This is a genomic window from Amycolatopsis lexingtonensis (genome assembly GCF_014873755.1).
In the GTDB taxonomy this organism is placed as follows: domain Bacteria; phylum Actinomycetota; class Actinomycetes; order Mycobacteriales; family Pseudonocardiaceae; genus Amycolatopsis; species Amycolatopsis lexingtonensis.
This window is the reverse complement of sequence record NZ_JADBEG010000001.1, coordinates 9982516-9995823: the sequence shown is the minus strand read 5'-3', so window position 1 is coordinate 9995823 and position 13308 is coordinate 9982516. Positions and strand designations below refer to the sequence as shown.

7 protein-coding genes are annotated in these 13308 nt (G+C 71.8%); all 7 read right to left on the bottom strand.

Annotated elements, in window-relative coordinates:
* Window positions 1-32: 32 nt before the first annotated feature.
* Window positions 33-287, bottom strand: a complete 255-nt coding sequence (locus H4696_RS46280) for a hypothetical protein (RefSeq protein ID WP_086857208.1) — start codon at window positions 285-287, stop codon at window positions 33-35.
* A gap of 52 nt (window positions 288-339) precedes the next feature.
* Entirely contained in the window at window positions 340-975 is a 636-nt protein-coding gene (locus H4696_RS46275) for a DUF8010 domain-containing protein (RefSeq protein ID WP_086857207.1), read from the bottom strand.
* The gene (locus H4696_RS46270) at window positions 968-1387 is read right to left on the bottom strand and encodes an acyl-CoA thioesterase (RefSeq protein ID WP_086857206.1); all 420 of its coding nucleotides are present in this window, start codon (window positions 1385-1387) and stop codon (window positions 968-970) included. Before H4696_RS46270 ends, H4696_RS46275 begins: the two co-directional genes overlap by 8 nt.
* Window positions 1384-6369 (bottom strand): NAD-glutamate dehydrogenase, encoded by a 4986-nt coding sequence (locus H4696_RS46265; RefSeq protein WP_086857205.1) that lies wholly within the window; start codon window positions 6367-6369, stop codon window positions 1384-1386. Before H4696_RS46265 ends, H4696_RS46270 begins: the two co-directional genes overlap by 4 nt.
* Before the next feature lie 555 nt (window positions 6370-6924).
* Entirely contained in the window at window positions 6925-9417 is a 2493-nt protein-coding gene (locus tag H4696_RS46260) for a hypothetical protein (protein ID WP_192782910.1), read from the bottom strand.
* 16 nt (window positions 9418-9433) lie between these two features.
* Window positions 9434-11110 carry an energy-dependent translational throttle protein EttA gene (gene ettA, locus H4696_RS46255; RefSeq protein WP_086858625.1) on the bottom strand — a complete coding sequence of 559 codons (1677 nt, stop codon included), beginning with the start codon at window positions 11108-11110 and terminating at the stop codon, window positions 9434-9436.
* Between the two features lie 119 nt (window positions 11111-11229).
* Complete coding sequence (locus H4696_RS46250) at window positions 11230-13257, bottom strand: bifunctional copper resistance protein CopD/cytochrome c oxidase assembly protein (RefSeq protein ID WP_338078720.1); 2028 nt, start codon at window positions 13255-13257, stop codon at window positions 11230-11232.
* Between the last annotated feature and the right edge of the window lie 51 nt (window positions 13258-13308).

Sequence of the window (13308 nt, the reverse complement as noted above, 5' to 3'; positions counted from 1 at the left end):
TCTGACGCAACCAACGCCACATTGGGGTGCTTCTAGCCGTTCTGGTCGCCTGACCCCGAGCCGTCGTCGAAGGCGCCGCTCGCCAGCCACACCGCCAACGCGGCAGCCTGGAGGTAGGGCGCCGCCTGGGCGGCCGCCCGGCCCGCCGCGCGCGTGCGGCCCCACCTCTCAGGTCGTTCGGCGCGCTCCGGCGCCGGCTCGCCCGCCGGACGGTCACGGCGCCACGGCGTCTCCTCGGCGCGCACGCCGTCCAGGAACTCCGCGGTCGGGTCGTCTTCCGGGCTCACCCCTCCAGACTGCCACCGGCGGCGGGCGCGGGTGGCAGCCGTAAGGAATCCGTCAGAACAGCAGCGGCAGCAGCGCGTGGCGGCGCCGGACGATCGCGCCGTAGCGCGCGTCCAGGCGCAGCCACGAGTCCGTCGCCGACACGCGGACGACGTCGTCCGTGAGGTCCGAGTCCACGAAACCCATGCCCGACATCGCGAACAGGCAGCGCATCTGGACCTTGACCTCCACCGCGTCCCCGGACACGGTGAGCACCGCCTGGTCCATCAGCGACGCCGGCGGGTTGCCGTGCGGGCCCGCGTTGTCCCTGGCCAGGGTCACGCCCCGATCGGCCAGCTCCGCGACGACCCGCGCCGGGAGCTCGTCGACCAGCGGCCAGCGGCCGGACGGGGGCAGCTCGCCGTGCCACAGCAGGTCGCGGGCCGGGCCCGGGTCCATCCGCGGGCCGCCCGCCACCGTCAGCGCGGCGAGCAGCTCGTTGCCGGACACCGTGACGTCGCCGGGGGTGACGTCCCCGGCGACCGCGCGCGTCGCGAAGCACTCGAACGGCGTCGCCGTCCAGGCCTCGACCACGCCGTCACCACGCTGGCGCAGTCGGACGGCCGTCTGGCCGTCCAGCCGGACCGCGCGGGCGACGAACGCACCGAGGGTCTCCCGGTCCGCCGCGTCCGGCACGAACAACTCAGGCATCCGCGAACCCCTGCTTCAGAAACTCCGACTCGGGCGGGCTGAGCCTACGCGGCCGCAACGCGACCGTGTCGTACGGCGCCAGCACCGTCTCCGCCGTGACCGCCACCGGGTCGGTTTCGGCCGGCCCGGTGTGCACGCGGTAGGCCAGCGTGAAGGTCGCCGCGCGCAGCTCGGTCAGGTCGATGCCGACGCGCAGCTCCTGGCCGGAGACCACGATCGGCGCCTTGTAGGCCACCGCCAGCTTGACCACGACGATGCCCTTCGGCAGCTGGTCGAGCCCCGCCTCGACGGCGCCCTTGAACAGCAGCGGGATCCGCGCCTCTTCGAGCAGCGTCACCATCTTCGCGTGGTTGATGTGGCCGTAGACGTCCATGTCCGTCCAGCGCGGGCGGACGTGCGAAACGTAGGTCACCGCACCGTGCTCCGGATCTGCCGGGCCGCCACCGACAGCGTCGCGAGGTCGAGCCGGCCGGAGTTGTGGATCTCCTCGAGCGCGACCCGCGCGCGCTGCAGGCGCGAGGAATTCGTCTTCTCCCACTGGGCGATCTTCGCGTCACCGGACGAGCCGGGATCGCTGTGCCGCAACGCGTCCAGCGTGATCGCCCGCAGCGAGCCGTAGACGTCGTCGCGCAGCGAGAGCCGGGCGAGGGCGTGCCAGCGGTTGCCGCGCTCCAGCGCGCTGATCTCGGTGAGCATCTTGTCGATGTCCAGGTGGTCCGAAAGCGCGTAGTACAGCTCCGCCGTCTCGGCCGGGCTGTGCGTGGCGTCCACGCCGATCTGCTGCTCGGCGAGCTCGGCCACCTCGGTGACGTCGAGCAGGCCGTAGGTGTGCAGCAGCAGCGACACGCGGCGGGCCAGTCCCTCGGGCACCTTCGCCGCGATCAGCTCGTCGACGTGCTTCTGCACCGACTCGGCCTCGCGGCCGCGCAGCAGGTCGCCGATCTTCGGGACCAGGTCGCCGAGCACGCGGCCGAAGCGCTTGATCTCCGAGAGCAGCGCCAGCGGCTGCGGGCGGTTGGTGAGGAACCAGCGCGCGGCCCGGTCGAGCAGCCGCCGGGTCTCCAGCACCATCGCGTCGGCGACGTCGGTGTGCACGACGTTGTCGAGCGCGTCGATCTCCGCCCACAGCGACGGCAGGTCGAACACCTGCGTCACCACGGCGTACGCGCGCACCGCGTCGGTCGCGGTCGCGTTCATCTCCTCCATCAGCCGGTAGACGAAGGAGATGCCGCCGCCGTCGACCACCTCGTTGGCGACCAGCGTGGTGATGATCTGGCGCTTCAGCGGGTGCTCGCCGATCGCGTCCGGGAACCGCTCGCGCAGCGGCCGCGGGAAGTACTCGGGCAGCCGGGCCGCGAACACCTTCGAGTCGGGCAGGTCGCTGGCCAGCAGCTCGCCCTTCAGCTCCAGCTTGACGTGGGCCAGCAGCGTCGCCAGCTCCGGCGACGTGAGGCCCTTGCCCGCCTTCTCCAGCTCGCGGAACTCCGAGTTGCTCGGCAGGGCTTCGAGTTTCCGGTCGAACGCGCCCGCGGCCACCAGCGCCTGGACCTGCCGCTGGTGCACCGAAAGCATCGGCGCGGCGTGCGCCCGGCTGACGCCGAGGACGGCGTTCTGCCGGTAGTTGTCCGCCAGCACCAGTGCGCCGACCTCGTCGGTCATCTCCGCCAGCAGCTCGTTGCGCTGCGCCTCCTCGAGCTTCCCGGTCTGCACCAGGTGGTCGAGCAGGATCTTGATGTTGACCTCGTGGTCCGAGCAGTCGACGCCGGCGGAGTTGTCCAGCGCGTCGGTGTTGATCTTGCCGCCGTTGCGGGCGAACTCGATCCGGCCGAGCTGGGTGAGGCCCAGGTTGCCGCCTTCGCCGAACACCTTGACGCGCAGCTGCTTGCCGTCGACGCGGATGGCGTCGTTGGCCTTGTCGCCGGCGGCGGCGTGGGTTTCGGTCTCCGCCTTGACGTAGGTGCCGATGCCGCCGTTCCACAGCAGCTCGACCGGCGCCAGCAGGATCGCCTGGATCAGGTCCATCGGCGCCAGCGCGGTGATCCCCTCGTCGAGGCCGAGGGCCGCGCGCACCTGCGGGCTGATCGGGATCGACTTCGCCGTGCGCGGGTAGATCCCGCCGCCCTCGCTGATCAGCGAGCGGTCGTAGTCGTCCCACGAGCTGCGCGGGAGGTCGAACAGCCGGCGGCGTTCGGCGAACGACGTCGCCGCGTCGGGGTCCGGGTCGAGGAAGACGTGCATGTGGTTGAACGCCGCGACCAGCCGGATGTGCTCGGACAGCAGCATGCCGTTGCCGAAGACGTCGCCCATCATGTCGCCGATGCCGACGACGGTGAAGTCCTCGGTCTGGGTGTCCTTGCCCAGCTCGCGGAAGTGCCGCTTGACGCTCTCCCAGGCACCCTTCGCCGTGATGCCCATGGCCTTGTGGTCGTAGCCGACCGAGCCGCCGGAGGCGAACGCGTCGCCCAGCCAGAAGCCGTACTGGCCGGAGACCTCGTTCGCGATGTCGGAGAACTTCGCGGTGCCCTTGTCGGCCGCGACGACCAGGTAGGAGTCGTCGGGGTCGTGCCGGACGACGCCCGGCGCGGGCACGGTCTTGCCCTCGATCCGGTTGTCGGTCAGGTCGAGCAGGCCGGAGATGAACATGCGGTAGCAGGCGATGCCCTCGTTCAGCTGGGCGTCGCGGTCGATGCTCGCGTCACCGGTCGCGGCCGGCGGGCGCTTCACGACGAAGCCGCCCTTCGCGCCGACCGGCACGATCACCGCGTTCTTCACCGCCTGCGCCTTGACCAGGCCGAGGATTTCGGTGCGGAAGTCCTCGCGCCGGTCCGACCAGCGCAGGCCACCGCGCGCGACCTCGCCGAAGCGCAGGTGCACGCCCTCGACGCGGGGCGAGTACACGAAGATCTCGAACTTCGGCCGCGGCTCGGGCAGCTCGGGCACGCCGGCCGGGTCGAGCTTGATCGCCAGGTACGGCCGGTTGGCCCCGGCGGCGTCGGTGACGTGGTAGTTCGTCCGCAGGGTGGCCCGGATGACGGCCATCAGGCGGCGCAGGATCCGGTCCTCGTCGAGGCTGGTGACCTCGTCGATCATCGAGCCGAGCTCGCTCGCCAGCGCTTCGGTGGCCGCTTCGCGGTCGGTCTCGCCCAGCTGCGGGTCGAAGCGGGCTTCGAACAGCCGCAGCAGCTTGGTGGCGACCTGGGTGTGGTTCAGCAGCGTGTTCTGGATGTAGTCCTGGGAGAACGCGCTGCCGGCCTGGCGCAGGTACCGCGAGTACGCGCGCAGCACGGCCACCTGCCGCCAGGTGAGCCCGGCGCGCAGGACGAGCCCGTTGAGGCCGTCCACCTCGGCCTCGCCGCGCCAGGCGGCCTCGAAGGCGTCCTGGAAGCGGTCGCGCAGCTCGGTGATCGCCCCGGCGTCGGTCTTGGCGATGACCTTCTGGTCGATGCGCAGGCCGAAGTCGTAGATCCAGCACGCGCCGCCGTCCTCGCGGTGCAGCTCGTACGGCCGCTCGTCGACGACCTCGACGCCCATCGCCTGCAGCACCGGCAGCACCTTGGACAGCGTCACGCCCTCGCCGCGCAGGTAGAGCTTGAAGCGCCGCTCGCCGGGCTCGGCGCCGGCCGGCAGGTAGAACGACAGCGCGAGGTCGCCCTCGTCGGTCAGCGAGTCGAGCGCGCGGAGGTCGCCCAGCGCCTCTTCGGCGGTGAAGTCCTCCTTGTAGCCCTCGGGGAACACGCCCGCGTAGCGCTGGCCCTGCTCGGTCGCCGACTCCTCGCCGACGATCCCGACCGCGACCCCGCCGTCCGAGCGCTCACGGCGTTCGTCGAGCACCGCCTCGACCATCCGGTCGTCCCAGCTGCGGACCGCGGCGTTGAGCCGCTCCTGGATCCGCTGCGTGTCCGGCTCCAGGCGGCGCGCCGGATCGGTGTGCACCATGAAGTGCACCTGCGCCAGCACGGTTTCCCCGATCCGGGCGCTGTACTCGAGCTGGGTGCCTTCGAGCTCTTCGAGCAGGACTTCCTGCATGGCCAGCCGCGACCGCGTCGTGTAGCGGTCCTGCGGGAGGTAGACGAGGCAGGAGTAGAAGCGGCCGTAGGGGTCGCGGCGCAGGAACAGCCGCAGCCGGCGGCGGTCGGACAGCGTGATCGCGCCGGTCGTCGTCGCGTACAGCGAGTCGGTGTCGGCGGAGAACAGGTCGGCGCGCGGCCAGTTCTGCAGCACCTCCAGCATCCGCTGCCCGGAGAAGGACTCCATCGGGAAGCCGGCGCGATGGATGACCTCGCGGACCCGCTTGCACACCACCGGGATGTCGAGGACGTTCTCGTGCAGCGCGGTGGTGGTGAACATGCCGAGGAAGCGGTGCTCGCCGGTGACGGTGCCCTCGGCGTCGAACGTCTTCACGCCGACGTAGTAGGGGTAGACCGGCCGGTGCACGGTCGAGGGCGCGCTCGCCTGGGTCAGCACCAGCAGCGACGGCGCGAGAGCGGTGGCGGCGGTGTCCGGCCCGGCGGTGAGGCCGCGGGCGGCGAGGCTGTCCTGGCGCAGCACGCCGAGGCCGGAGGCCAGGACCGCGCGCAGGGCCGGGTCGTCGGAGTCGGGGTGCGGGTTGTCGACCAGCTCGTAGCGGCGGTAGCCGAGGAAGGTGAAGTGGCCGTCGGCAAGCCAGCGCAGCAGCCGCGCACCCTCGGCCACCTCGGCCTGGGGCAGCTTCGGCGGGTCGGTTTCCAGCTCGCTCGCCAGCTGGCAGGCCGTCTGGGCCATCTTGTCGGCGTCCTCGACGACCTCGCGCACGTCGCCCAGCACGCTGGAGAGCCGGTTGTCGAGCTCGCGCGCGCGGTTGCGATCGGTGACGAAGTCGATCTCGATGTACATCCACGACTCGGCGGCCGAGTTCGCGGGCGGCTCGCCCGGGTCCGCGTCGGGGTGCACTTCCTGCAGCTCACCGGTCAGGTCGCGGGTGACGACGACGATCGGGTGGACGATCCGCTGCACCTGCACCCCGTCGCGCGCGAACTCCGCGGCGATCGAGTCGACCAGGTACGGCATGTCGTCGGTGACGACCTGCACGACGGTGGCTTCGCGAGCCCACCCGTCCTCGGCGACGGTCGGGTTCAGCAGCCGCACGGCCGGGCGGCCGGGCATCCGGTGCTTCGCCAGCTGCAGGTGCGAGCGGACCGCGCCGACGAGGTTGACGGGCTCGTCGCCGACGATCTCTTCGGCCGGGATGTGCCGGTAGTACAGCCGGATGAGCTCACCGATCTCCGGCGCCAGCCCCGCGGCGGCGTCGATCAGGTCGTCCCTGATCTGCTCCGGACTGGCCGGGGCGCGCCGGCCGAACTCGGGTTCGGTTTCCGCGCCGGTTCCGGATGGGGACGAGACTCCGGTCGAGCTCATTTGAGACAACTCTCCAGTTTGCGTGAGGTGGCACCGCGCCGGCTCGTCGTTGAGCCGGACCCACCCCACACTAATGCGCCGGGCCGTCGGCCCACACGAAGACCCGGAGGTTGGATCGACGGTGAAAACCCTTTTGGGCCAGCGGATTCGCGGTATCGGTAAAGCTACCGACGGGTTGCGTAGGAGCCGCTCGCGTGGCGCTGACCAGCCACGCGGGAGGGCGGTAGTCCGGCGGCGGGGCGTCGTGATCGGTTCAGCTGTGGGGGTCCGGCACCGCTCGGCGAACGTTGTCGGCCGGTCGGCGACCCCGGACGGAGGCGGGTCCCGCGGGGGTGGGGGTGGGGACAGGTCGGCGACGAAACGGGACGTCTCGGCGACCCGGGCGGGGATCGGCCGAACGCTGCTCTGCTCGCCGGACGCCGCGCGTGCTGGTTCCCGCTCGGAGCGGCTTGGCGGTGCACGAGGGTCTTGAATGAGTCATTCAGGACCTCTGGTGCCCTGAATGACTCATTCAAGACAGCAGCGGAGCGGCGTGAGTCGGCCCCGAGCAGCGAGTCAGTCGCCCGAGCCGTGGCGGCGGGAGTCCGACACCTCGGCGCCGTGGCCGTTGCGGCCGTGGCCGTTGCGGCGGCCCGTGTCCTCGGAGCCCAGCTGCTTCACCAGCGCGGCCGCGCTGGCGGTGCCCGCCTGGTGTTCGGCCAGTGCGCGGGCGAGGAGGTCGGCGAGGCCGGCGTCCGGCGGTGGCTCGTCCTCCGCGATGGCGCGGGCGTAGCTCTCCGGGAACGGCGCCGTGGCCGGGGTCCAGTGGCCGAAGTCCTCCATCGGCTCCAGCGACGGTGGCATCCGCAGCCGCGGCAGCCAGGGCTCGGCCTCGTCCCGGTAATCCGGCGCGGACGGCGGCTGGTCCTCCGGACGCGGCGGCGGCGCGAGCTGCGGCTCCGGCCGCTCGTCGGCGTGGGCGGTGTCGGAATCCTCCGCGCGGCGACGGCCCCCGGCACCACCGGACGACGAAATGCCCAGGCGGTCCAGCACCGACCGTGCGGCGACGGACCCGTGTTCGGAGTCGTGCCGGGTCGAGGGCTGCGGCTCGCGGCGCGACCGCGGCTCGGGCTCCCGCTCGGCGGCGGGCTCCGGAGCGAGCGGCAGCGCGGGCGTGACGCGCGTGGGCGCCGACTCCCGCTCGGCGGCGGTCTCCTTCAGCCGGGCTTCGGCCAGCGCGGCCCAGGAGAACTTCGTCTTTCCGCCCACCTCAGGCGCGGGTTCGGACCGCACCTCGATCGGCTCCGCTTCACGGCGACGTCCGGTCGGCACGGGCTCGGACACCTCGACGGGTTCCGGCCGCGAGTCCGCACGCCCACGTTCGACCTGCACGGGCTCGGACCGACGCCGCTCGCTCTCGAACGACTCGACCGGCTCCGCTCCCCGCGCACGCTCCGAACGCACCTCAACCGGCTCCGCCCGCGACTCCACCGCCCGCGCACGCACTGGCCGCACCTCGACCGGCTCCCGCCGAACCTCGACCGGCTCCGAACGCACCTCGACGGGCTCGCGCCGCGTCTCCACCGGCGCCGCACGGAACTCAGGCTCACGCTCCACGGCAGCCCGGACCTCGGCCGCCTCGCGACCACGCTTCGGCACCGCACGCACCGCGGGCCGGGTCTCCGAACGCACCTCGATCGGCTCAGGACGCGAAGCCACGGGCTCCGGACGCCGCTCCACCACGACGGGTTCCGGGCGCGCCGGCTCGTCGCGGATCGCCGGCATCACCGTCGTCTCGGCCGCGTCCGCCGTCACCCGCGGCCGCTCGAACGACCACGCGGGCGTCGCCTTCTCCTCGCGCCCGAACGACCACGCAGGCGCCGAAGATGAAGGCTCGACCACCGGAACAGGCCGCGAAGGCACCGCCTTCAACACCTCGTCGAGGTCCACCGAAGCCGGCTCACCGGTCCCGAACTCGCCGGCCAGCACGCTGCACGCCTGCCGCCGGGCGCGCGCGTGCAGCTGTTCGGCCGCCCGCGAGCGGTACAGGCACGCGATGGCCTCCTCGGCCCGGCCGAACCGCTCCTCCAGCTGCGCCAGCTCGAGCCACAACCGCGCGGTGACCGCCGGGAGCCCGTGGCGTTCGGTGCTCGCCACGGCTTCGCGGACCAGCTCGATCGCCGCCTCGCCCGAACCGGCGGGCAGGTGGATGCGGGTCGCCACGGCCAGCCGCAGCCAGCCCATCGGGGCGACGCCCGCCGCCCGGACCGGCTCGGCCAGTACCGGCTCGGCGATCTCGTACGCCATTTCCGTGTCGCCGCGGTCGAGGAGCGTGCTGACCAGCAGCAGGACCAGCCGGATGCGGACGAGGCCGCCGTCGTCGGCCGGGTTGTCGAGCTTCTCCAGGAAACCCAGCCCGGTGCGGGCCGCGTCGGCCGCGGCCGTCAGGTCGCCGTGGCGCCGCCGGTGCGCCGCCGTGCCGACGCGCAGCAGCGCCCGGACCAGCAGCTGGGTGTCGGCGCCCGCCGACTCGTCGCCGAGGACGAGCTTGTCGGCCTCGACGAGCACGCGGTCCAGCTCGGCCTTCCGTCCCAGCAGCCCGAGGCAGCCGACCAGGTGGCTCAGCGCGGCGGCGCGGTGCACCGGCGAGACCACGGGATCGGTCAGCACCGGCCGCAACGCGGCGAGGCCGGTCAACGGCACGCCCAGGCTCCGGGCGCACACGGCGAGGTCGATGCGCAGGCGTGCGGCGATGTCGCCGTAGCCGGCGTGCTCGGCCGCGCGCAGGGCCGCGACCGCCCGCCCGACGGTGGCGGGGCGCATCCCGAGCCGGACGCGCGAGGACACGACCAGGCTCTCGGCCCGGATCCACTGCTCGTCGGCGCCGGCGGCCTCCGAGAGCGCGGCCGCGCGCTCGCCGAGGACCAGCGCGAGCTCGGGCGCGCGCAGGTGCAGCGCGTCCGCGCGTTCGATCAGCCTGCCGACTGCGGAGAGGGTTCCCCCGGCATTGGCGGCGCGCCCGCTCTCCTGCGAGAGCGGGCCCGTCCGGTGCGTTTTGCTGGCTTCCACGGGGAAACCCGCCCCCTCAGTCGCGGGTCAGCTTGCGGTGGGTGACACGGTGCGGGCGGGCGGCCTCGGCGCCCATCCGCTCCACCTTGTTCTTCTCGTACCCCTCGAAGTTGCCCTCGAACCAGAACCACTTGGCCGGGTCTTCGTCCGTGCCCTCCCAGGCCAGGATGTGCGTCGCGACCCGGTCGAGGAACCACCGGTCGTGCGAAATCACGACGGCGCAGCCGGGGAACTGCTCCAGCGCGTTCTCCAGCGAGCCCAGGGTTTCGACGTCCAGGTCGTTCGTCGGCTCGTCGAGCAGGATCAGGTTCCCGCCCTGCTTGAGCGTCAGCGCCAGGTTGAGCCGGTTGCGCTCACCACCGGAGAGCACGCCCGCCGGCTTCTGCTGGTCCGGGCCCTTGAAGCCGAACGCGCTGACGTACGCGCGCGACGGCATTTCGGTCTGGCCGACGTGGATGTAGTCCAGCTCGTCGGAAACGACCTGCCAGACGGTCTTCTTCGGGTCGATCCCGCCGCGGTTCTGGTCCACATAGGACAGTTTGACCGTCTCGCCGATCTTGACCACGCCGTCGTCCGGCTCCTCGAGCCCGACGATGGTCTTGAACAGCGTGGTCTTGCCGACGCCGTTCGGGCCGATCACGCCGACGATGCCGTTGCGCGGCAGGTCGAACGACAGGCCGTCGATGAGAACGCGGTCGTCGAAGCCCTTCTTGAGCTTCTCGACCTCGACCACGACGTTGCCCAGCCGCGGGCCCGGCGGGATCTGGATCTCTTCGAAGTCGAGCTTGCGGTGCTTGTCCGCCTCCGCCGCCATCTCTTCGTAGCGGTCGAGGCGCGAGCGCGACTTCGTCTGGCGCGCCTTGGCATTGGACCGCACCCAGTCGAGCTCGGTCTTCAGGCGCTTCGCGAGCTTCGCGTCCTTCTTGCCCTGGACCTCGAGGCGCTCGCGCTTCTTCTCCAGGTACGTGGAGTAGTTGCCCTCGTAGCCGACGACGCGGCCGCGGTCCAGCTCCATGATCCACTGGGCCACGTTGTCGAGGAAGTACCGGTCGTGGGTGACGGCGAGGACGGCGCCGGCGTAGCGGGCCAGGAACTGCTCCAGCCACAGGACACTTTCGGCGTCCAGGTGGTTGGTGGGCTCGTCGAGCAGCAGCAGGTCGGGCGCCGAGAGCAGGAGCTTGCACAGCGCGACGCGGCGGCGCTCACCACCGGAGAGGTGGGAGACGCCTTCGTCCGGCGGCGGGCAGCGCAGCGCGTCCATGGCCTGCTCGACGGTCGAGTCGAGCTCCCAGGCGTCGGCGTGGTCGAGCTCCTCCTGGAGCTGCCCCATCTCCTCCATCAGCTCTTCGGTGTACTCGGTCTCCATGAGCTTGAGGACCTCGTTGTACCGGTCGAGCTTGACCTTGACCTCGCCCAGGCCCTCTTCGACGTTCTCGCGGACCGTCTTGTCCTCGTTGAGCTCCGGCTCCTGCATGAGGATGCCGACGGAGGCACCGGGCTGGAGGAACGCCTCGCCGTTGCTGGCCTGCTCGATCCCCGCCATGATCTTGAGAACGGTGGACTTACCGGCACCGTTCGGCCCGACCACGCCGATCTTGGCGCCGGGGTAGAACGCGGTGCTGACGTCGTCGAGGATGACCTTGTCCCCGACGGTCTTGCGCACCTTCTTCATGGTGTAGATGAACTCGGCCATACCCACGATCGTAGAGCGCGCCTGATCGCGTCTCGACGCCGGTCACCACCGGACTACCGATTGTCAGGCCGGGATCACCGCGAGCGTGGTTTTCGCCGCGTCCCGACCAGCCCTCAACCTCAACTGGAACCCGAGGGTCGCTTGCCCTCGGCGAGGTTCTTGAGCATCGCGTTGTAGGCGTTCAGCTCTTCGTCGCCCGTGACCGCCTCGCGCCGGTCACGCCGCTTCGCCTCGCGCTCGTCCTGACGCGCCCACTGCACCAGCAGCGCGATCAGGACGAGCAGCACCGGGACCTCGCCGGCGGCCCAGGCGATGCCGCCGCCGAGGCGCTGGTCGGTGAGCAGGTCGGACACCCAGGGCAGGTGCAGCTGGCTGTAGAACGACTGCCCGATGACGGTCTGCTTGCTCATCAGGATCACGCCGAAGAAGGCGTGGAACGGCATCGCGGCGAACATCATGCCGAGCCGCCCGAGGTACGGGATCCGCCGCGGCGCCGGGTCGACGCCGATCACCGGCCAGTAGAAGACGTACCCGGCGAGCAGGAAGTGCCCGTTCATCACCAGGTGCGCCCAGTGGTAGTTCAGCGCGTTGTCGAACAGGCCGGAGAAGTACAGCGCGTAGAACGAGCCGACGAACAGCAGCAGCGCGACCACCGGGTGGGTGAGGAACCGCGACACCGGGGAGTGCACGAAGGCGACGAGCCACTCGCGCGGCCCCGGCGGGTTCTCCTTGCCCGCGGCGGGCAGCGCGCGCAGGGCGAGCGTCACCGGGCCGCCGAGCACGAACAGCACCGGCGCCACCATCGACAGCAGCATGTGGTTGCCCATGTGGACGCTGAACATCGCGGGCGCGTACCGGCCGATGCCGGACGACGTCGCGATGAGCAGCACCACGCAGCCGCTGATCCAGGCGACCGTGCGGCCGACCGGCCACGTGTCGCCCCGCCGCAGCAGCCGCCGGACCCCCGCCAGGTACAGCCCGCCGACGACCAGCGCCAGGACGCCGTAGACGAGGTCGAAGCGGGTGTCGAACAGGAGCCGCCACAGCGTCGGCGGACCGTCGAGGTCGTAGCCGATCAGCAGCTCGGTCGTGGAGGGCTGGGTGATCGCGTCCGCCGGTGGCGGTGTCCGCGCGAGCCCGGACGCGATCCCGATCGTCACGAACATGATCAGGATCTCGACCGACGCGAGGCGCAGCAGCTGCGCGCCGCCCTTGCCGTCCACGAGGTTCGCGACGCCCTTTTCGCGCTGCTGGTGGCCGAACACCCCGAGCAGCAGCAGCGCGACGGTCTTGGCGACCACCAGCAGGCCGTAATCGGTGGTGAAGAGGTCGTTCAGGCCGATCCGGACCAGCGCGTTGACCACGCCGGAGAGCAGCATCACGATCCAGCAGACCAGCGCCAGCCGCGAGAACCGCCGCGCGGCCAGGCTCAGGTGGTTCCCGCGCCGGTAGCCCAGCGCCAGCAGCGCGATCAGCCCGCCGACCCACAGCGCCGCGGCGACCAGGTGGAACAGCAGGCTGTTGGTGGCGACGTCGTGCGAGCCGCCGCTGGCGGAGTGCCCGGTGACGGCGACCGGGACCAGGCCGACGACGGCGAGGCCGAACAGCACCGCCGTCCAGCCCCAGGTGAGCGCGAGCCGGCAGCCGAGCGCGACGAGCACCGCGATCAGCGCCGTCCACAGCCAGGCCTTCGGCTGCTCGATGGCGCCGACGAGGTCGAGCAGCGTCTGCGGGTCCAGGACGTCGCCGAACGGCTTCCCGGCGGTGTCGGCGGCGGTGAAGGCGACCGAGAGCAGCGCGGCGGCGAACCACACCCAGGCGGCGATCCCCGCCGCGCGCAGGGCGCCGTAGCCCTCGGGACCGAGCGTGCCGGACTGCTGCGGCGGCACCAGGAACGCGGCCAGCAGCAGCGACCCGACGCAGATCACCGACGCGGCCTCGGACAGCACGCGCACGACGGTGACGCCGTACTGCGTGACCAGGCCGGGATCGGGCAGGCCGGCGATGACGTACCCGGCCCCGCCGGTGAGGGCGATCAGCCCGACCGCGACGACGGCGGCCAGCAGCACGCCGACCGAGAGCAGGGGCAGCACACTCGCCCGGCGCTGCGTGGGGACGTCGGGTTCCTTCACGGACTGCTCGGACACGCCCCTGAGGGTATGCCCAGCCCCGGTCAGGCCCGTGTGACGGGCAGGATG